24 protein-coding genes are annotated in these 19,649 nt (G+C 70.1%); 16 read left to right on the top strand and 8 right to left on the bottom strand.

Translation table 11 applies throughout. The features are described 5' to 3' along the window. Window positions 1-110: 110 nt before the first annotated feature. From x551_RS09225 to ccmA, 8 genes are read right to left on the bottom strand one after another with little or no spacing between them, the layout of a single operon-like run. On the bottom strand, window positions 111-575 hold the full coding sequence (locus x551_RS09225; protein ID WP_036232495.1) for a cytochrome c-type biogenesis protein: 465 nt from the start codon (window positions 573-575) through the stop codon (window positions 111-113). Continuing rightward, window positions 568-1,101 (bottom strand): DsbE family thiol:disulfide interchange protein, encoded by a 534-nt coding sequence (locus x551_RS09220; RefSeq protein WP_011828809.1) that lies wholly within the window; start codon window positions 1,099-1,101, stop codon window positions 568-570. The genes x551_RS09225 and x551_RS09220 overlap by 8 nt, the downstream gene beginning before the upstream one ends. Beyond that, window positions 1,101-3,086: a heme lyase CcmF/NrfE family subunit gene (locus tag x551_RS09215; RefSeq protein ID WP_036232501.1), complete on the bottom strand. Its 1,986-nt coding sequence runs from the start codon at window positions 3,084-3,086 to the stop codon at window positions 1,101-1,103. The genes x551_RS09220 and x551_RS09215 overlap by 1 nt, the downstream gene beginning before the upstream one ends. Further along, complete coding sequence (gene ccmE / locus x551_RS09210; protein ID WP_036232504.1) at window positions 3,083-3,547, bottom strand: cytochrome c maturation protein CcmE; 465 nt, start codon at window positions 3,545-3,547, stop codon at window positions 3,083-3,085. Before ccmE ends, x551_RS09215 begins: the two co-directional genes overlap by 4 nt. Then, window positions 3,544-3,723: a heme exporter protein CcmD gene (gene ccmD / locus x551_RS09205; RefSeq protein ID WP_036232507.1), complete on the bottom strand. Its 180-nt coding sequence runs from the start codon at window positions 3,721-3,723 to the stop codon at window positions 3,544-3,546. Before ccmD ends, ccmE begins: the two co-directional genes overlap by 4 nt. Beyond that, complete coding sequence (ccmC, locus tag x551_RS09200) at window positions 3,723-4,487, bottom strand: heme ABC transporter permease CcmC (protein ID WP_011828812.1); 765 nt, start codon at window positions 4,485-4,487, stop codon at window positions 3,723-3,725. The genes ccmD and ccmC overlap by 1 nt, the downstream gene beginning before the upstream one ends. 6 nt (window positions 4,488-4,493) lie before the next feature. Next, window positions 4,494-5,162: a heme exporter protein CcmB gene (gene ccmB, locus x551_RS09195; RefSeq protein ID WP_036232510.1), complete on the bottom strand. Its 669-nt coding sequence runs from the start codon at window positions 5,160-5,162 to the stop codon at window positions 4,494-4,496. A 1-nt stretch (window position 5,163) separates the two neighbouring features. Continuing rightward, window positions 5,164-5,826 (bottom strand): cytochrome c biogenesis heme-transporting ATPase CcmA, encoded by a 663-nt coding sequence (ccmA, locus tag x551_RS09190; protein WP_051495726.1) that lies wholly within the window; start codon window positions 5,824-5,826, stop codon window positions 5,164-5,166. 357 nt (window positions 5,827-6,183) lie between these two features. Here ccmA and x551_RS09185 point away from each other — a divergent pair, with 357 nt between their 5' ends. The 16 genes from x551_RS09185 to x551_RS09125 form a co-directional block, all read left to right on the top strand. Further along, the gene (locus x551_RS09185) at window positions 6,184-7,251 is read left to right on the top strand and encodes an FAD:protein FMN transferase (RefSeq protein ID WP_051495727.1); all 1,068 of its coding nucleotides are present in this window, start codon (window positions 6,184-6,186) and stop codon (window positions 7,249-7,251) included. Then, window positions 7,248-10,241 carry a hypothetical protein gene (locus x551_RS09180; protein ID WP_036248244.1) on the top strand — a complete coding sequence of 998 codons (2,994 nt, stop codon included), beginning with the start codon at window positions 7,248-7,250 and terminating at the stop codon, window positions 10,239-10,241. Before x551_RS09185 ends, x551_RS09180 begins: the two co-directional genes overlap by 4 nt. Beyond that, on the top strand, window positions 10,238-10,834 hold the full coding sequence (locus x551_RS09175; protein ID WP_148210905.1) for a hypothetical protein: 597 nt from the start codon (window positions 10,238-10,240) through the stop codon (window positions 10,832-10,834). Before x551_RS09180 ends, x551_RS09175 begins: the two co-directional genes overlap by 4 nt. Further along, window positions 10,831-11,637, top strand: coding sequence for an SH3 domain-containing protein (locus x551_RS09170; protein ID WP_011828818.1), 807 nt, complete (start codon window positions 10,831-10,833; stop codon window positions 11,635-11,637). Before x551_RS09175 ends, x551_RS09170 begins: the two co-directional genes overlap by 4 nt. Window positions 11,638-11,647: 10 nt before the next feature. Further along, window positions 11,648-12,319 (top strand): outer membrane beta-barrel domain-containing protein, encoded by a 672-nt coding sequence (locus tag x551_RS09165; protein WP_011828819.1) that lies wholly within the window; start codon window positions 11,648-11,650, stop codon window positions 12,317-12,319. A 13-nt stretch (window positions 12,320-12,332) separates the two neighbouring features. Then, window positions 12,333-12,854: a TlpA disulfide reductase family protein gene (locus tag x551_RS09160; RefSeq protein ID WP_036232515.1), complete on the top strand. Its 522-nt coding sequence runs from the start codon at window positions 12,333-12,335 to the stop codon at window positions 12,852-12,854. Further along, window positions 12,851-13,087: a DUF4266 domain-containing protein gene (locus tag x551_RS27100; protein WP_049820775.1), complete on the top strand. Its 237-nt coding sequence runs from the start codon at window positions 12,851-12,853 to the stop codon at window positions 13,085-13,087. The genes x551_RS09160 and x551_RS27100 overlap by 4 nt, the downstream gene beginning before the upstream one ends. Beyond that, complete coding sequence (locus x551_RS27095) at window positions 13,074-13,229, top strand: hypothetical protein (RefSeq protein ID WP_253950333.1); 156 nt, start codon at window positions 13,074-13,076, stop codon at window positions 13,227-13,229. The genes x551_RS27100 and x551_RS27095 overlap by 14 nt, the downstream gene beginning before the upstream one ends. Then, entirely contained in the window at window positions 13,226-14,188 is a 963-nt protein-coding gene (locus x551_RS09150) for a DUF3570 domain-containing protein (RefSeq protein WP_051511919.1), read from the top strand. Before x551_RS27095 ends, x551_RS09150 begins: the two co-directional genes overlap by 4 nt. A gap of 38 nt (window positions 14,189-14,226) precedes the next feature. Continuing rightward, window positions 14,227-14,754, top strand: coding sequence for a hypothetical protein (locus x551_RS09145; RefSeq protein WP_036232518.1), 528 nt, complete (start codon window positions 14,227-14,229; stop codon window positions 14,752-14,754). Window positions 14,755-14,759: 5 nt separating this feature from the next. Then, a complete protein-coding gene (locus tag x551_RS09140) occupies window positions 14,760-16,289 on the top strand; it encodes a tetratricopeptide repeat protein (RefSeq protein ID WP_036248241.1) in 1,530 nt (509 codons plus the stop codon). Window positions 16,290-16,321: 32 nt separating this feature from the next. After that, window positions 16,322-16,663 (top strand): hypothetical protein, encoded by a 342-nt coding sequence (locus x551_RS25145; protein ID WP_036248239.1) that lies wholly within the window; start codon window positions 16,322-16,324, stop codon window positions 16,661-16,663. Next, on the top strand, window positions 16,647-16,997 hold the full coding sequence (locus tag x551_RS27090) for a hypothetical protein (RefSeq protein WP_253950332.1): 351 nt from the start codon (window positions 16,647-16,649) through the stop codon (window positions 16,995-16,997). Before x551_RS25145 ends, x551_RS27090 begins: the two co-directional genes overlap by 17 nt. A 32-nt stretch (window positions 16,998-17,029) precedes the next feature. Continuing rightward, window positions 17,030-17,971: a tetratricopeptide repeat protein gene (locus tag x551_RS27085; protein ID WP_253950331.1), complete on the top strand. Its 942-nt coding sequence runs from the start codon at window positions 17,030-17,032 to the stop codon at window positions 17,969-17,971. Further along, window positions 17,857-19,470, top strand: coding sequence for a tetratricopeptide repeat protein (locus x551_RS27080; protein WP_051495729.1), 1,614 nt, complete (start codon window positions 17,857-17,859; stop codon window positions 19,468-19,470). Before x551_RS27085 ends, x551_RS27080 begins: the two co-directional genes overlap by 115 nt. After that, a partial coding sequence (locus tag x551_RS09125; protein WP_036248235.1) for a hypothetical protein occupies window positions 19,457-19,649 on the top strand: 193 nt, incomplete at its 3' end. The genes x551_RS27080 and x551_RS09125, both read left to right, overlap by 14 nt.

The following is a 19,649-nucleotide window of genomic DNA, read 5'->3' as shown; positions in this document are numbered from 1 at the left end:
ATCGGCTGGCAGGGAGGTCGGCGCGGTGCGCCAAAGAGGGCGCGTCAGGGCGGCGATCGCGGCAAGGCACAGTGCGGCCGCCAGCAGCAGGAAGAACAACAGCATCGGGGTCATGGGGCGCGCGGTCCGGCGCCGCCGGCGTCGTCCTCGTCGGGTTCGAAGTGATCGTCGCTCAGCCGCGCGCGCCGGCGCAGCACCAGCAGCAGGGTGACCAGGCCGCCCACCAGCAGCACGAAGGGGCCGAACCACAGCAGCCAGGTGCTGGTCCGGACCGGCGGGCGGTAGAGCACGAAGTCGCCGTAGCGGTCGGTCATGTACTGCAGGATCTCGGCCTGGCTGCGGCCTTCGCTCAGCATGTTGCGGACCTGCCGGCGCAGGTCGACGGCGAGGTCGGCGTGCGAGTCGGCGATGGTCTGGTTCTGGCAGACCAGGCAGCGCAGCTCGGCGGCGATGCGCATCACGCGCGCCTCGAGCACCGGGTCCTCGGCCAGCGGCGGGGCGTCCTTCGCCACGGCAGGGCCGGCCAGCAGGCCCGCCAGCAGGGCCGCGGCAACGAAGCGGCGCCCGCTAGCCATTCAGGGCCTTCAGCAGCGGCCGGATGCGGGTTTCGATGACGGCCGGCGTCAACGGGCCGATGTGCTTGAGGCGCACCAGCCCCTGCTGGTCGATCACGAAGGTCTCGGGCACGCCGTAGACGCCGAAGTCGATGCCGACGCGGCCGTCCGCGTCGAAGGCCGAGGCATCGTAGGGGTCGCCGAAGCGGCGCAGCCACTCCAGGCCGGCCGGCCGGGTGTCCTTGTAGTTCAGGCCGATCACCGGCACCGACTTGCTGCGGGCGAACTCCATCAGCGTCGGGTGTTCCTCGCGACAGGCCACGCACCACGAGGCCCACACGTTGAGGATCCACACCTTGCCCAGCAGGTCGTCGCGGCGCAGCGTCTGGTTCGCGTCGTCCAGTCGCGCGAGCGTGAAGGCCGGTGCGGGCTTGCCGATCAGCGGCGAGGGCACCTCGGTCGGCGACAGCCCGAGCCCGCGCCACAGGAAGACGACGAGGACGGCGAACAGGCCGAGCGGAAGGATGTAGCGCAGGCTCCTCAGCATCACGCCACCGCTCCGGCCGGGCCGGCCTGCTGCCCGTGCTCCTGGCGCTGCCGGGCGCGGTAGCGCCGATCGCTCGCCGCGAGGGCACCGCCCAGCGCCATCAGGACGCAGCCGCCCCAGATCCAGTTGACGAAGGGCTTGAAGTAGACCCGCACGATCCAGCTGCCGTCGGCGGTGGGCTCGCCCAGCGACACGTAAAGGTCGCGCGTGATGCCGCGGTCGATGTCGGCCTCGGTCATCGGGTTGCGCTGCACGCGGTAGATGCGCTTCTCGGGCTTCAGCAGCGTCACCGCCTTGCCGTCGCGCGTGACTTCGATCTGGCCCTGCAGGCCGTCGTAGTTCGGGCCCTGGATCTCCTTCAGGCCGCGCAGCGCGAACACGAAGCCGCCGGCCTCGGTGGTGTCGCCGATCGCCATCTTCACGTCACGCTCGAGCTGGTAGGTGGTGACCATGCTCACGCCGAAGGCGAACACCGCCACGCCCAGGTGGGCCAGCATCATGCCGAGCATCGCGCGCGGCAGCTGCCGCGCGCGGGCCGCCAGGCTCATCGGCAGGCTGCCGGCCGGGCGCAGCCGCTCCCACAGGTCGACCCCGAGGGCGGCGACGATCCAGTAGCTCATCAGCAGGCCGAGCGTCGCGCCCAGCGCGATGCGGCCGGCCAGCCAGCCCGTGAGCAGCGCCGCGACCACCGCGATGGCGGCAGCCCAGCGCAGCCGGCGAGCCAGGTCGGGCAGTTCGGCCTGCTTCCAGCGCGCCAGCGGCCCCACGCCGAGCAGGAACACCGCTGGCACCATGAGCGGCACGAACACGGCGTCGAAGTAGGGCGGCCCGACGGAGATCTTGCCCAGGCCCATGGCGTCGAGCAGCAGCGGGTAGAGCGTGCCGAGCAGCACCGACAGCGTGGCGACGACGAACAGCACGTTGTTGGCGAGCAGCATCGACTCGCGCGACACCACGCCGAAGCGGGCGCCGAGCCCCACCTTGGGCGCGCGCCACGCGTACAGGGTGAGCGAGCCGCCGATCACGATGACCAGGAACAGCAGGATGAACAGGCCGCGCTGCGGGTCCGTGGCGAAGGCGTGGACCGACGACAGCACGCCCGAGCGCACGAGGAAGGTGCCGAGCAGCGACAGCGAGAAGGCGACGATCGCCAGCAGCACCGTCCAGGACTTGAAGGCGCCGCGCTTCTCGGTGACCGCCAGCGAATGGATCAGCGCCGTGCCGGCCAGCCAGGGCAGGAACGAGGCGTTCTCCACCGGGTCCCAGAACCACCAGCCGCCCCAGCCCAGCACGTAGTAGGCCCAGGTGCTGCCGAGCATGATGCCCAGCGTCAGGAAGGCCCAGGCGGCGGTGGTCCAGGGCCGCGTCCAGCGCGCCCAGGTGGCGTCGAGCGTGCCGCCGAGCAGCGCCGCGACGGCGAAGGCGAAGGCCACCGAGAAGCCCACGTAGCCCATGTAGAGCATCGGCGGGTGCACGATCATGCCGGGGTCTTGCAGCAGCGGGTTCAGGTCGTTGCCGTCCGGTGGGACCGGGAACAGGCGGTCGAAGGGGTTGGAGGTGATCAGCATGAACAGCAGGAAGCCCACGCTGATCAGGCCCATCACCGCGAGGATGCGCGACACCACCGGCACCGGCAGGTGGCGGCTGCGCAGCGCCACCGCGAGCGTCCAGCTGCTGAGCATCAGCACCCACAGCAGCAGCGAGCCCTCGTGGCTGCCCCAGGAGGCGGCGATGCGGTAGAACAGCGGTAGCGCGCTGTTCGAGTTGGTGGCCACGTTCAGCACCGAGAAGTCGTGTCGCACGAAGGACGCCACCAGGCAGCCGAAGGCCAGGGCAACCAGCAGGAACTGCGTCTGCGCCGCCGGTCGCGCGAGCGCCATCCAGTCGGCGCGGCCGCGAGCGGCGCCCAGCAGCGGCAGGGTGCCCTGGACCAGGGCGGTGGCCAGCGCCAGCAGCAGCGCGATCTGCCCGAGCTCGGGAATCATGGTCGGGTTTCCTTGACGACGGTCTCGCCGAGCTTCTGGTTGCTGGCGCCGGCACGCTGGAGCGCCTCGGCGGCTTCGGGCGGCATGTAGTTCTCGTCGTGCTTGGCGAGCACCTCGCGGGCAACGAACACGCCGTCGTCGCCGAGCTGGCCTTGCGCGACGACGCCCTTGCCCTCCTTGAACAGGTCGGGAAGGATGCCCTGGTAGCGCACCGGAATGCTCTTGACGGTGTCGGTCACGACGAAGCGCACCACCAGGCCGTCGCGCTGCACGCTGCCGCCGTCGACCAGGCCGCCGAGGCGGAAGGTGCGGCCCACCGGCGCCTCCTTCGCCGCCACCTGGGCCGGCGAATAGAAGAACACGAGGTTGCTCTGGAAGGCATTGAGCACCAGCGCCGCGGCCACGCCCACGGCCGCGACGATGCCGACGATCAGCGCCAGGCGCTTCTGGCGCGGCTTCATGGCTGCAGCTCCGTGTCGACCGTCTCGCCGGCGGCACGCGCGAGCGCCAGGCGCTGGCGGCGCGCGACCCGCCAGGGTTCGGCCGCCATCAGCAGGGCCGTGACGGCATACGAGCCCCACACGTAGAGGCCATAGCCGCCCATGTCGAAGAACGCCGAGGCGCTGGGCCAATTCATCAGGACTGCTCCTCGCGTGTTCGGGACCGTGTCGCCAGGTCGCGCACCCAGTCGGCATGCGACTCGCGTTCCAGCACCAAGGCGCGGGCGCGCATGAACACGACCGCGAAGGTGTAGGCCCAGAACGCGAACGTCATCAACAGCATTGCCGTCAGCATGGTGGTGGCCATCTTGGGTGCCGCGGTCATGGTGATCGTGGCGCCCTGGTGGAGGGTATTCCACCACCGGACCGAAAAATAGATGATGGGGATATTCACCGCGCCCACGATCGCCAGCAATGCTCCGGCACGGTCGCCGCGTCGCACGTCGTCGATCGCCGCAACCAGCGCGATGTAGCCTAGATACAGAAACAGCAGGATCAGTTCCGAAGTCAGCCGGGCGTCCCATACCCACCAGGTGCCCCATGCGGGTTTGCCCCAGAGGGCGCCGGTCCACAGCGCGAGGAAGGTGAACAGCGCGCCGGTCGGCGCCAGCGCGTGCGCCAGCATGAAGGCCATGCGGGCATTGAACATCCAGCCGACGGCGGCCCAGAAGGCCATCGCGAGGTAGATCACCATCGACATCCACGCGGCCGGCACGTGGATGAAGATGATGCGGTAGGACTCGCCCTGCTGCGCGTCGGTGGGCGCGACGAAGAAGCCCATGTAGAGCCCGGCCGCCGCCAGCGGCGCGGCCGCCGCCCACAGCCAGGGGATGAGCCGGCCGGCCAGCGCGTGAAAGCGCGCGGGCGCGGCGAAGGTGAACCAGCGAAAGCGTTCGGTCACGCCGTTTTACTCCAGTGAGATGCGCAGCGCGGCTGCGGTGGCGACCGGCGCCGTCAACGCCGTCAGGATCAGCAGCGCCCCGAGGATGGAGAAGTGTCCTCCAGGCGACAGGCCGGCGTCGACCGCGGCGACGGCGCCGGTGCCGAAGATCAGCGCCGGGATGGTGAGCGGCAGCACCAGCAGCAGCAACAGCACGCCGGCGCTGCGCAAGCCGAGCGTCAGCGCCGCGCCCACCGCGCCGAGCAGGCTCAGCACCGGAGTGCCGAGCAGCAGCGACACGAGCAGCGCGCCGAGCGCGTCGCGGTGCATGTCGAACAGCAGACCCAGCAGCGGCGCGGCGGCGATCAGCGGCAGGCCGCTCAGCGTCCAGTGGGCAGCCGACTTGGCCGCGGCGATCACCACCGCGCTGCGGCCGGTCAGCAGCATCTGTTCCAGCGAGCCGTCGGCGAAGTCGCTCGCGAACAGCTGCGACACCGACAGCATCGCGGCGAGCAGCGCGCACACCCAGGCCAGGCCGGGTGCCAGCTGGCGCAGCACCTGCGGCTCGGGCCCGACGCCGAGAGGGAACAGGCTGGCGGTGACGACGAAGAAGGCCACCGGTATCAGCGTCTCGACGCGTCGGCGCAGCGCGAGACGCAGGTCGCGCAGGTAGACGGCGAGGAACAGGTCGCGCATCTCAGGCGCACCGGTCCAGGTCGATCTCGCGCGGCCGCAGCCGCACCGTGTCGAGCGCGAGGTGGCTGGTCAGCAGCACGCTGCCGCCGCGCGCCGCATGCGCCAGCAGCAGATCGTTCAGCCGCTCGATGCCGTCGGCATCGAGCGCGTCGTAAGGCTCGTCGAGGATCCACAGCGAGGGCTCGTCCTCGACTGCCAGCCGAGCCAGCGCGACGCGCCGCCGCTGCCCTTGCGACAAGGTGCGTACCGCGGCCGTGCGGCGGCCCTGCAGGCCCATGCGGTCGAGCGCGGACTGCACAGCGGCGGCGCTGCAAGGGCGCCCGTGCAGGCGCAGCAGGAACTGCAGCGACTCGGTCGCACTCAGGTCGTCCTTCAGCGCATTGGCGTGGCCGATGAAAACGAAGCGCCGGTCCACGGCAGATGTGCTGGCCGCCACGCCGTCACGCAGGATCTCACCGTCCTCGGGTCGGGCCAGGCCGGCGGCGAGGCGCAGCAGGCTGGTCTTGCCGCGACCGTTGCGACCGCGCAGCCAGACGATCTCGCCGCCGGCGACCTCGAACGCCAAGCCCTTGAACAGCAGGCGGTTGCCGCGCCGGCAGGCCAGGCCGGTGGCCGACAGGTGTGGTGCAGCGGCACGGGACAGCGGGACGTGTGGCGACAACACGGGACGTTTCAGGTTGCAAGGGCGGTGCGCAAGGCGTGCCGACTGTACTGCGGTCGTGGCCGGCCGCTGGGCGTACGAACGGCCCACGGCGGAGACCGGAGGGCGACTCCGGTTGCGCTTGCTCACATCTGAATCGTCTTCATGCAGACAAGCACAAATACGGCAGCAAATCATCTGCGACAGCGTGTAAGCGCTGCGTGCACTGCCAACTATTGACGCGTTTTTCGCTGGTTCAAGCGCGAGTATTCGTCCGCTCCGAACCCGCCGGCTTCCGGCAGCGTCCGGCGCACGAAAGAACGAACGAACAAGAAGGGTCCGTCGCCCGATCGGCGGACGAGCAGCTCAGGGGAGATCGTGATGTCCATGTCCAGCCTGTCGAGTGTCGGCCGCCGTGCGGCGGGCGCGGTACGCATGCCGGCCGCGGCCTGGGTGCAGGGCGGTTGGATGCGGCGCGAGGAGGCCATCATGGGCACCTCGATCAGCGTCGAGCTGTGGAGCGAAGACCCGTCCGCCGGCAACGCCGCGATGGATCTGGTGATCGGCGAGATGCACCGCATCGACCGCGGCATGAGCCCGCACAAGCCGGACTCCGAGCTGTCGCGCATCAACCGAGAGGCGGCGGTTCGGCCGGTACCGCTCAGCGAGGAGATGTTCGTGCTGCTGGCGCGCTCGCTGGAGTTCTCGCGCCGCTCCGAAGGTGCCTTCGACATCACCTTCGCCGGCGCCGGCCGGCTGTACGACTACCGCGAGCGCATCCGGCCGACCGATGCCGCGCTGGCACAGGCCTGTGCGGCCGTCGGCCACCAGTACCTGGAGCTCGACGCCGCCGCGCGCAGCGTGCGCTTCGCCCGCGACGGCCTGCGCATCGACCTGGGCGGCTTCGCGAAGGGGCATGCGGTGGACAACGCCGCCGCGATCCTTGCGCGCCGCGGCATCCGCCATGCCTTCATCAGCGCCGGCGGCGACAGCCGCGTCATCGGCGACCGCCGCGGCCGGCCCTGGACCATCGGTGTGCGCGATCCGCGGCGGCCTGGCGAGATCGTCGCGCTGCTTCCGCTCGAGGACGCGGCGGTCTCCACCTCCGGGGACTACGAGCGCTACTTCGACACGCCCGACGGCGCGCGCTGCCATCACATCCTCGATCCGAGGACCGGCAAGTCCCCGGACAGCGTGCGCAGCGTGACCATCATCGCGCCGGACGGGCTGACCAGCGAAGCGCTCTCGAAGTGCCTGTTCGTGATGGGCGTCGAGCGCGGCCTGCGCTTCGTCGAATCGCACGCCGGTGTCGACGCGTGGTGGTCGACGCGGCGGGGGCGCTGCACTACTCGTCCGGACTGCTCGCCGCCGGCGCGCAGCCGCGGCAGTGACACAAGAACCGCAAGTGACTCTCGCTCGTTGAATTCACCGATCAGGGGACCAGGATGAAGAACCAGCTGGGAAGACAACAGGCACTGCTGCTGGCCTGCAGCGCCGCGCTGCTGGGCCTCGGGCTCACGGCGTGCGGCAGCGGCGGTGGCGGCTCGGACACGGTCACCGTCCAGGGCGACGTGCCAATCGCCTACGTGAAGCGCGCCAACACGATCCGCATGAACCCGACCAACGGCGCGCCGACCGCGCCGGGCGGCGACCTGATGATCCGCGAGAAGTCCTCGCCGAGCGCGCCCGAGCACAACATCACCACCCAGTTCACGCAGGGGCAGGGCGACGCGTCCGACCCCGAGGTCTCGTACGACGGCAAGAAGATCGTGTTCGCGATGCGCTGCCCGACCACGAACACTGCGCAGATCGATGGCGGGCCCGCCTGCACCGGCCGCTGGAACATCTGGGAATACGACATGACCACCGGCGGCTACACCGGCGGCAGCTTCCGGCGCCTGACCAGTTCGACGCAGGACGATGACGTGGACCCGGCCTACCTGCCGGCCGACCGCGGCTTCGTGTTCTCGTCGAACCGCCAGACCAAGTCGAAGACGACGCAGGCGCTCGGCCAGACCTACTACGCACTCGACGAGTACGAGCGCGAGCGCGTCTTCAACCTGCACACGATGACCGCCAACGGCGTGAACATCCAGCAGATCTCGTTCAACCAGAGCCACGACCGCAACCCGGTGGTGCGCCCGAACGGCGACATCCTGTTCTCGCGCTGGGAGCATGTGGGCGACCGCAACCGCTTCGCAATCTTCCGCACCAAGCCCGACGGCACCGACATGTTCGTGCTGTACGGCGCGCACAGCCCGGGCAACAGCTTCCTGCACCCGCGCGACATGGATCCGGCCGGCGCCTACAGCGGCTTCCTGACCTCTTCGCTGATGTCGCTGTCGGGCACCCACGAGGGCGGCTCGCTGATGCTGGTCGACGCCGCGAACTACTCCGAATACAACACGCCCGCCAACCGCAACGTACAGGCACTGGGCGGGCAGGCGCAGATCACCGCGCAATCGCTCAACGACGGGCGAGGCCTGTCGCGCTACGGCCGCGTCACCTCGCCGTTCCCGCTGTGGGACGGTACCGACCGCGTGCTGGTGGGCTACCGGCCCTGCGAGGTCACGCGCGACGGCGACGTGGTGTCGTGCGCGACACTCAGCAGCGCCGAGATTGCGCGGCTCAACGACGAGGAGCGCACCGAGGCCGAGGTCGCTGCCGACCCGGTGCAGGACAACGTGCCGCCGTCGTACGCGATCTACATGTACGACCCGTCCAAGCAGACCTGGCTGAACGTTGCCGCTCCGCCGTCGGGCTTCATGTACACCGACCCGGTCGCGCTGCAGCAGCGCCCCGAGCCGAACGCCGCCGACCCGACCAACGTGGACCCCACGCTCGCGGCGCAGAATCTGGCGCTGATCGAGGTGCGCAGCGTCTACGACACCGACGGCCTCGACCGCATGGGCACCTCGATGCTCGCCGCCGCCGACCTGCCGAGCGGCTGCACCACCGCGATCGAGAAGACCGCACCGACCGATCCGCTGGACACCCGCAACCTGGTCGCCGACCTGCTGCGCATCAAGGACCCGGCCGACCCGGCCTACAACTGTGCGCCGGCGCGCTTCGTTCGCGCGGTGCGGGCGGTGGCGCCGCAGGCCAACATGATGGGCATGCGCGAGGCGATCGGCGAGACCGACTTCGAGCCGCAGCAGATCCTCGGCTACGCGCCGGTGGAGCCCGACGGTTCCTTCAAGCTGCAGGTGCCGGCCGACACCCCGCTGGCGCTGGCGATCGTCGACGCCAAGGGCCGTGGCATCCAGACCCACCTGAACTGGATCCAGGTGCGGCCCGGCGAACGCCGCACGTGCGACGGTTGCCACAGTCCGCGGCGCGGTGCTGCGCTCAACTCGGGCTCGATCGTCAACACGCTGGCGACGGCGCTGCTGCCGTCGATGTCGGGCGCGCACCAGTCCGGCGAGACCATGGCCTCGCTGCGCACGCGGCTGGATCCGACGGCGCTGAGCCTCGGCGCCGACATGGTCTACACCGACGTGTGGGCCGACACCAGCCGCGGCGGCGTGGCGCGCGCGCCGATCACGGTGCGCTACACCGGCAACACCAATCCCGCCGACGACCTGGCGACTGCGGTGCCGGTCAACGGCATCATCAACTACGCCGAGCACATCCAGCCTCTGTGGACGCGCAACCGTGGAGGCAACACCTGCACGGGCTGCCACAACGACCCGGCCAAGCTCTCGCTGCAGGGCACGACCAGCGGTACGGGCCGACTGCTGTCCTACGACGAACTGCTGATCGGCGATCCGGTGATCGACGCCGGCACCGGCCTGCCGGTGACGCGCATCGAGGACGGCGTGCCGGTGATCGTGCGCGGCGCCGCAGTGGTGGAGACCATGAGCGGCAATGCCGGCGGTCTGGCGCGCATGAGCCGGCTCACCGAGATCCTGTTCGGCGAGGAGCTGATGGCCGGCGCCGCGGCGCGCACCGCGCATCCCAACCCGCCCGGCACCGCACCGAACCACGCGACCATCCTCAATGCGGCGGAACGCCGTCTGGTGACCGAGTGGATGGACCTGGGCGGCCAGTACTTCAACGACCTGACCAGCAGCCCGAGCGTCGTCAACGTCGCCGCGGCGCTGACCCAGGCCTCGTTCGAGGCCCAGGTGCAGCCGGTGCTGCGTGCCAGCTGCTCGGCGGGCTGCCACCAGCCGGGCGGCAATGCCGGCGCGTCGCAGACGACGCCTTCCTATGCGCGCAACCGCTTCATCCTCACCGGCGACCCGGGCGGTGACTACAACGTCACGCTGACGATGATCTCCGACACCTGCAACGCGGCGGCGAACTACCTGCTGAGCCGTCCGTCCACGGTGCCGCACCCGGCCGGGGCCGCCGGCCAGAGCGCCGCCGTGCTGCCGGTCGGCAGCGCGGGCTACACGGCGATCGCCAACTGGATCACCAGCGGATGCACGCCATGACCCTGAAGACTCTGCTGCCGCTGACGGCGCTGCTGCTGGTGAGCTGCGGCGGCGGCGGCAATCCGCTCGGCAATCCGTCGGACGTGGACAACAGCGGCGGCGTCACCGGCCAGAAGCTGTCGTTCATCTACTTCCAGAAGTGCATCAACCCGATCTTCCAGGCGCAGCTGCAGATCAACATCAACGGCGTGATCTCGACCAACAGCTGCGCCGGATCGGGCTGCCACGACAACACCAACGGCACCGGCGGCGCCTTCCGCGTGGTGCCGACGGCCGCCGAGGTCGACCTGGCCGATCCGGCCAACACGCCCGAAGTGGTGCGCGACAGCGACATGTACAAGAACTTCTACTCGGCGCAGGGCGAGGTGATTCCCGGTTCGCCCACCACCAGCCGGCTCGTCACGAAGCCCCAGGTGCTGGGCGTGCTGCACGGTGGCGGCCTGATCTTCGAGAACGACCAGGACCCGAACGTCAAGCTGCTGCAGTACTGGATCGGCCACCCCTCGCCGCAGGGCCAGGACGAGTTCAGCGTCGCCGGCAACAGCATGTTCACGCCGGCCGATCCGGCCACCGGCGTCTGCAACACCCAATGAACCGAACCTGCCTCTTCTCCGCTCGTCGGGCCCTCGCGCTCGCGCGCCACGGCCTCGCCTTCACGCTGCTCGCCGCTGCGGCGGCCGGCCTCCCCGTGCGTGCCGCGGAAGACGCTGCCACTGCGGCCGACGACGAGGAGCGCGTGCAGATCGCCGACCCCTACATCGAGCTGCACACCGGGCCCGGCCGTGGCTACCCGGTGCACTTCGTCGCGGCGCGCCAGGAGTGGATCGCCATCACGCTGCGGCACACCGATTGGTACAAGGTGCGCACCGCCGGCGGCAAGGAAGGCTGGGTGCACCGCAAGCAGCTCGAGACCACGCTGACCGAGGCCGGTGGCGCCAAGACCTTCCGCGACATCGCGCTCGACGATTACCTGGGCCGTCGCGTCCAGCTCGGCGCAGCCTGGGGGCAGTTCAAGTCGGAGCCGATGCTCAAGTTCTGGACCAGCTACAAGCTGTCGGACACGCTGAGCGTCGAGGGCACGATCGGCCAGGTGCAGGGGCTCTACTCCGGCACCGACTTCTGGCACGTCAACGTGCTGGCCGAGCCCTGGTCGGACCAGCGGCTGTCGCCGTTCTTCGGCATCGGCCTGGGCAAGTTCCGCAACTTCCCGAACCAGAGCCTGGTGGCGGCATCGGTCACCGACGCGAAGCTCGCGAACGCCGGCATCGGCGCGCGCTATCACGTCTCCGAGCGTCTGGTGCTGCGGGTCGACTACACGATCTACACCGCCTTCGTCGCCGACACCCGCAGTACCGAGTACCGCGCGGTCACCGCCGGCCTGTCCTTCTTCTTCTAACGAGAACACCATGACCGGAAGACCCCACGCCCAGCCTCTGCTGACGACGGCCCTCGCGGCCGCTGCCCTGACCGCCGCGCTGGCCACGGCGCCCACCACAGCCGCCGCCCAGAGCCAGCAACCCGGCAACGAGCAGGTCATCGTGCCGGAGGTCGACCGCCGCGACGTCCAGCTGCCGCGCTTCCCGTCGAACGACTTCGAGATCGGCCTGTTCACCGGCACCTACGCGACCGAGAACTTCGGCTCCAGCGTCGTCGGCGGCGTGCGCCTTGGGTACCACATCACCGAGGACTTCTTCGTCCAGGGCGTCTATGCGCAGACCAAGGTCAGCGACGAGGCCTTCCGCCAGGTGCTGCCCGGCGGCGTGTTCGCCGACGAGGACGAGAAGCTGGCGTACTACAACCTCTCGGTCGGCTACAACGTGCTGCCCGGCGAGGTCTTCCTCGGCCGCAAGCGGGCCAAGGCCACCGCCGTCTACGTGATCGGCGGCATCGGCAGCACCAAGTTCAACGACCAGCGGCGCCAGACCTTCAATGTCGGACTGGGCATGCGCCTGATGCTGGCGGACTGGGCGGCCATGCAGGTCGACATGCGCGACCACATCTTCTCGATCGACGTGCTGGGCAAGCGCCAGAGCACGCAGAACCTCGAGCTGACGGCCGGCCTCAGCTTCTTCTTCTGAAGGAAGGACGCCCATGACCCTGATCCTGCAAGCCCCGCGTCGACAGGCGCTGCGCCTGTGCGCCGGTGCGGCGCTGGGCGCCTACGCCGGCCTCTGCGTCCCGGCCATCGCACCGTCCACGACGGCGCCCGACTTCACGCTGCGCAGCATGGACGGGCCGAACCTGCGGCTGCAGGAGCAGCGCGGCCGGGTGGTGATGGTGAACTTCTGGGCCACCTGGTGCGGTCCGTGCCGACAGGAAATGCCACACCTCAACCGGCTGTACGAGAAATACCGCGCGTCGGGCTTCGTGCTGATCGGCGTGAACGTCGACGACGACGTGCGCAAGGCGGCCGACGTGGCCGCCAAGCTGGGCGTGAGCTTCCCGGTGCTGCTGGACACCGACAAGAAGGTGAGCCGCCAGTACGACCTGAGCACCATGCCGTCGACGATCCTGATCGATCGCGACGGGCGCGTGAAGTACGTCCATCTTGGCTACAAGACCGGCTACGAGGACACCTACGACAAGCAGGTCCGGGAGCTGCTCAAGCAATGAAGCCGCCACGCATCCTCACTTCCGCGGCGGCTGCGCTGCTGGGCCTGTCGCTGCTGACGGGCTGCGCCATCCAGCCCTGGGTCAAGCCCTACGAGCGCGAGCGACTCGCCGATCCCATCATGCAGTTCGCGCAGGACCCGCTGGTGGACAAGCATCGCGAGCATGTGCGCAGCGTACGCGAGGGCGCGCGCGGTGCCACCGGGGTACAGGGAGGTGGTTGTGGCTGCAACTAGCCTTCGCCGCCTGCGCCGACGCCACTGGGCGCGTGTCGCCGGCCTGCTGGGCAGCGTGCTGGCCGCCGGTGCGGCCCGCGGCGTCGACCTGCCGGGCGACCAGGCCGAGGCGCTGGCCCACGTCTACAGGGCGGCGGCGTGACCGCCTCCGGCCCGGCGCTGCTGGTGCGCAAGAGCCTGGCCGACAAGGTGTCGCTGTCGGCCTCCTATTACGTGGATGCGGTGAGCAACGCGTCGATCGACGTCGTCACCACCGCCAGCCCCTACCGCGAGCGTCGCACCGAGTACGGCTTCGGTGCCGACTACGTGGTCCGCGACTCCAAGCTCACGCTGGGCTTCACCCACAGCAAGGAGCCCGACTACACGGCCGACACCATGAGCTTCGACGTGAGCCAGGAGGTGTTCGGCGGCATGACCACCGTGAACCTGGGCTTCACGCGCGGCTCCGACAAGGTCGGCAAGAAGGACTCGCCCGAGTTCTCGGACTACGCCCGGCACTGGCAGTACCGCCTGGGCGCGACGCAGATCCTGACACCGCGCTGGCTGATGAGCGCGAACCTCGAAGTGCTGTCGGACGACGGATTCCTGGGCAGTCCCTACCGCGTGGCGCGCGTGTTCGGCGCCGCCGTGCCCGAGCGCAACCCGCGCACGCGATCGGCGCGAGCCGTCAAGTTCCGCGTGGTCGGCGACCTGGGTTCGCGCGACGCGCTGCGCGCCGAGTACCGCTACTTCTGGGACACCTGGGCCATCAAGGCGCACACCGCGGAGGTTGGCTACAGCCGCTACTTCGGCGAGCTCTGGCTCGGCGATGCCTTCGTGCGCGTGCACACCCAGGACCGTGCGCTGTTCTACAGCGACAACGCCACTGTCGAGACAACCTACATCTCGCGCAACCGCCAGCTGAGCAGCTTCAACAACATCGGGCTGGGCAGCAAGCTGTCCTACACCTTCAAGCAGGTGCCGGGGCAGTACGAGCTGAAGGCGGGCGGTGCGCTGGAGTTCGTTCGCTACAACTTCCGCGATTTCACCGACATCCGCACCGGCAGCCGCTACAGCTTCACCGCCAGCGTGCTGCAGGTCTATGTATCGGCCACCTTCTGAAAGAGTCCGGCGTATGTTCAGTCGATGCTGTAGAGCTCGTGGCCGGGTGCCTGATCGGTGTGGTCCTCGCGCCGGCGCTGGCCGCCGATGCGGCCGCAACGCCGCCGGCCAGCGTGCCCGCCGGCGGCCTGGACAGCCGCATCCAGGACGTCAAGGGCGACGTGATCCGCCTCAACCGTGACCTGCTGGTGCTGGAGGAGGAACTGCTGTTCCCGGCCAGCACGCAGGTGGCGCTGTTCGTGTCGATGGACGTGGGCAAGCTGTTCGAGCTCGACTCGGTGCAGATCAAGCTCGACGACAAGGTGGTGGCGAACTACCTCTACACGCCGCTGGAAGTGCAGGCCCTGCACCGCGGCGGCGTGCAGCGCGTCTACCTCGGCAACCTGCGCACCGGCGAGCACGAGCTGGTGGCCTTCTTCACCGGCAAGGGGCCGCACGAGCGCGACTACAAGCGCGGCGCGACCGTGAAGTTCGAGAAGGGCACCGACCCGAAGTACATCGAGCTGCGCATCAACGACTCCACCGGCAAGCTGCAGCCGGAGTTCGACGTCAAAGTCTGGCAGTGAGGCGCATGGGTTCGAGGTCCTTCCTGTCGCGCGCAACGAAGCGGCTCCTTGCCACGGCCGCATTCGCGGCGCTGTTGCCGGCCGGCGGCGCGCTGGCGGCCGAGCCCCAGCCGCAGCGGGTGATCAAGGATCCGCACTACGGCGACACGCTGTTCCACTTCTTCCAGGACCACTACTTCACGTCGATCACCACGCTGATGACCTCGCAGCACTTCGACCGCGTGCCCGCGCACGCCGACGAGGCCGAAGTGCTGCGCGGCGGGCTGCTGCTGTCCTACGGCCTGCACCGCGAGGCCGGTGAGATCTTCGCGCAGCTGATCGAGAAGGGTGCGTCGCCGACGGTGCGCGATCGTGCCTGGTACTACCTGGCCAAGATCCGCTACCAGCGCGGCTTCCTCGCCGAGGCCGAGCAGGCCATCGACCGGGTCGAGAACTATCTGCCACCGGCGCTGGAAGACGACCGCGGCCTGCTCAAGGCCAACCTGCTGATGGCGCGTGGCGACCACGCCGGCGCCGCCGCCGTGCTGAACGGCATGGCCAAGCGCCCCGGCGCCGGCCAGTACGCGCGCTTCAATCTCGGCGTGGCGCTGGTGCGCAGCGGCGATACCGCAGGCGGCAGCGCGCTGCTCGACGAGATCGGCCGTGCGCCGCAGCCGGACGAGGAGTTCCGGACGCTGCGCGACAAGGCCAACGTGGCGCTCGGCTTCGCTGCGCTGCAGGACGAGCGGGCCGAGGCGGCGCGCGGCTACCTGGAGCGCGTGCGGCTGGAGAGCCTGCACGCCAACAAGGCTCTGCTCGGCTTCGGCTGGGCGGCCGCGGCGCTCAAGCAGCCGGCCAAGGCCCTGGTGCCGTGGACCGAACTGGCGCAGCGCGACGGCAGCGACGCGGCGGTGCTCGAGGGCCGCATTGCCTTGCCCTATGCGTATGCCGAGCTGGGGGCTCTGGGTCAGGCGCTGGCGCGCTACAACGAGGCGATCGCCGCCTACGACCGCGAGGCGGCGCACCTGAACGAATCCATCGCGGCGATCCGCGCCGGCAAGCTGGTCGAGGGCCTGATCGACCGCAACCCCGGCGACGAGATGGGCTGGTTCTGGACGCTGCGGGAGCTGCCCGAGCTGCCGCACGCCGGGCATCTGGCGCAGGTGCTGGCGGAACACGAATTCCAGGAGGCCTTCAAGAACTACCGCGACCTGCGTTTCCTGTCCAACAACCTGCAGCACTGGGCCGACAACCTCGGCGTGTTCGGCGACATGCTCGCCAACCGGCGCCAGGCGTTCGCGCAGCGGTTGACGCAGGTCCAGGCGGGCGCCAAGGCGAACGAGAGCGGGCTCGACGCGGTTCAGCAGCGTCGCGACGCGCTGGCCGGCGACCTGGCGCGCGCCGAATCGCAGGCCGACGGTGTGGCCTTCGCCGATGCGCGGCAGCGCGAGTTGCTGACCCGCATCGACGACGTGCGTGCTGCGCTGAAGGCGCAGGCCGGCGACCGCAGTTCGCGACGGCGCCCGACCGGGTCCGGCTCGCCGCCGGGGCGCTGAGCTGGCAGCTGGCGCAGGACTACCCGGCGCGCGTGTGGGAGGCGAAGAAGGCGCTGCAGACCATCGACAGCGAGCTGGCCGAGGCGCGCCGCCGCGACACCGCACTCGCCCAGGCGCAGCGCGACGAGCCGGTGCGGTTCGGGAGTTTCGACGGGCGCATCGCCGAGCTCGACCGCCGCATCCAGGCGCTGATCCCGCGCGTCGCCGCGCTGAGCCGCGAACAGCAGCAGGTGGTGCAGGACATCGCGGTGGCGGCGCTGACGCGCCAGCAGGAGCGCCTGACGGCCTACCTCACCCAGGCCCGCTTCGCAGTCGCTCAGCTGCATGACCGTGCCACCCTGGCCAAGGAGACCGACCGTGCGTCCGCGCAGTAGCCGTCGCTTGCTGCTGCCGCTGCTGATCGCCGGCGGGCTGGGTGCCTGCGCCGGCAAGCGCAGCGGCACGCCCGACGACGAACCGACGCTGCGCAGCCTGGCCGGCCGCGAGATCCGTGTGCAGCAGGACGCCGGCATCGCGGGCAGCGAGGAGCAGGCGATCGCGGCCTACCGCAAGTTCCTCGAGGTGGCGCCCGGTGCACCGCAGCGCGCCGAAGCGATGCGACGCCTCGGCGACCTGGAGATGGAGAGCGCCGACAAGCGCAGCGTCGAGGCCACCGCGAGCAGCGGGCCCGATTACCGCGCCGCCATCGCCAGCTACCAGGCTATCTGAAGGCCTATCCCAAGGACCCGGGCAACGACCGCGTGCTCTACCAGCTCGCGCGCGCCCAGGAGCAGGGCGGTGAACTGGAAGTGGCGCTCAAGACCCTCGACCGGCTGGTGCAGGACTACCCGCAGACCGCCTACCGCGACGAGGCCCATTTCCGCCATGGCGAGCTGCTGTTCACGGTGCGGGACTACGCGAAGGCCGAGCAGGCCTACGGGACCGTGCTCGCCGGCGACGAGGAGGGCCCCTACCAGGGACGCGCGCTGTACATGCAGGGTTGGTCGCGTTTCAAGCAGGGGCGGCTCGAGGAGGCCCTGAGCCCGTTCTTCGGTGTGCTCGACCTGACGCTGGGTGATCTCGAAGGCGACGACGACCTGGACAGCCTGGCCGACCTGAGCCGCGCCGACCGTGAGCTCGTCGAGGACACGTTCCGCGTCGCCAGCCTGTGCCTGCAGAACCTGCAGGGCGCCGAATCCATCCCGGCCTACATCACCAGCGACGTGCGGCGCGGCTACGAGTTCCGCATCTACCAGCAGCTCGGCGAGCTCTATATCAAGCAGGAGCGCACCAAGGACGCGGCCGACACCTTCGGCGCCTTCGCGCGGCGCCAGCCGCTGCACGCGCAGGCGCCGGTGCTGCAGGCGCGCGTGATCGAGATCTACCAGCAGGCCGGCTTCGCCAACCTGGCGCTGGAGGCGAAGAAGGAATACGTGGCCCGCTACGGCGCGAGCAGCGAGTTCCGGCGTGCCAACCCGCAGGCTGGGAACGCGCGCAGCCGCTGGTCAAGACCCACCTGGCCGAGCTGGCGCGCCACTATCACGCCAGCGCGCAGAAGAGCAGGAGCACGGCCGATTACCAGGAGGCGGTGCGCTGGTACCGCAGCTGGCTGGAGTCGTTCCCGACCGACCCCGATGCAGCGGCCAACAACTTCCTGCTGGCCGAGCTGCTGTACGAGGACGCGCGCCACGCCGAGGCCGTGACCGAGTACGAAAAGACGGCCTACCAGTACCCGCCCCACGCAAAGAGCGCCGACGCCGGCTATGCGGCCCTGCTCGGCCATGCGCAGCTCGAGAAGAAGGCTCCGGCGGCCGAACGGCCGGCGCTGCAGCGTGCGGCGGTCGCCAGCGCGCTGCAGTTCGCGAAGGCCTTCGACGGCGATCCGCGCGTCGGCCCGGTGCTGAGCAATGCCGCCGAGAAGCTCTATGCGCTGGGTGACGCCGAGCCGGCCGCCGGTGTGGCGCAGCAGGTGCTGGATCTGAAGCCGCCGGCCGCCGCCGAGCAGCGCCGGGTCGCGTGGACCGTGCTCGCGCACACCGCCTTCGAGCAGGGCGCCTTCGACCGTGCCGAGCGCGGCTATGGCGAGGTGATCGCGCTGACGCCGGAGAAGGCGCCTGGCCGTGGTGAGCTGGTCGAGCGCCAGGCCGCGTCGATCTACAAGCAGGGCGAGCAGGCCCGCGCTGCGGGTCAGTCGCGCGAGGCGGTCGACCATTTCGCGCGGGTGGCCACGGTCGCGCCGCAGTCGACCGTGCGGGCGACCGCGCAGTACGACGCCGCGGCCGCGCTGATCGGCCTGAAGGACTGGGACGGCGCAGCCCGCGCGCTCGAGGACTTCCGCCAGCGCTTCCCGACCCACCCGCTGCAGCCGGAGGTCGGCGGCAAGCTGGCGGTCGTCTACGTGGAGCAGGGCCGCTGGGCCCAGGCCGCCGGCGAGTACGAGCGACTGGCGGCCGCGGCCAAGTCGCCAGCCACCGCGCGCGCCGCGCAGTGGCAGGCAGCCGAGCTGCACGAGAAGGCGGCCGAGAAGGGCGGTTCGCGCGCCGCGGCCGCGAAGGCCTACGAGACCTATCTGAAGCAGCACCCCGAGCCGCTGGAGCCGGCGATGGAGGCGCGCTACAGGCTCGCCCGCATCGCCAAGGCGGAGGGCAACGCGACGCGCGAGCTCGCACTGATGCAGGAGAACCTGCAGGCCGACCAGCGCGGTGGCACGGCGCGCACCGACCGCACCCGCTACCTCGGCGCCACCGCGGCGCTGGCGCTGGCCGAGCCGAGCCTGGACGCCTACCGCAAGGTGGCGCTGGTCGAGCCGCTGGCCAAGCAGCTCAAGTTGAAGAAAACCCGGATGGAAGAGGTGCTGAAGGCCTATGGCGTGGCTGCCAACTACGGTGTGGCCGACGTCACGACGGCGGCGACCTTCCACACCGCCGCGCTCTACCAGGATTTCGGCAAGGCGCTGATGGGCTCGCAACGGCCGAAGAAGCTGTCGAAGGCCGAACTCGAGCAGTACAACGTGCTGCTGGAGGAGCAGGCCTTCCCGTTCGAGGAGAAGTCGGTCGAGCTGCACGAGGTGAACGCGCGCCGCGCCGCCGCCGGGCTGTACGACCCCTGGGTCCAGCGCAGCTTCGCGGCGCTGCGCGAGCTGCAACCGGTGCGCTACGGCAAGGTCGAGCGCAGCGAGGGAGTGATCGATGCGATCCGCTGACGCGCACCGCGCATCTTCCTTCGCCGGCGTGGCCGGTCTCGTGCTGCTGGGCGCGGCGCTGAGCGGCTGCGCCGCGATGCAGCAGCCCTTGAAGGCGCTGCAGCAGGTGGTGACACCGGCCGCGTCCGAGCCCGCCGCGTCCGCTGCCGCTGCCGCAGCGGCACCCGGCCCCCCGTGGC

The sequence above is a fragment of the Methylibium sp. T29 genome (assembly GCF_000576205.1).
GTDB lineage: Bacteria > Pseudomonadota > Gammaproteobacteria > Burkholderiales > Burkholderiaceae_C > Methylibium > Methylibium petroleiphilum.
The sequence above is the reverse complement of the archived record's forward strand: the minus strand, read 5'-3'. Positions and strand labels throughout refer to the sequence as shown.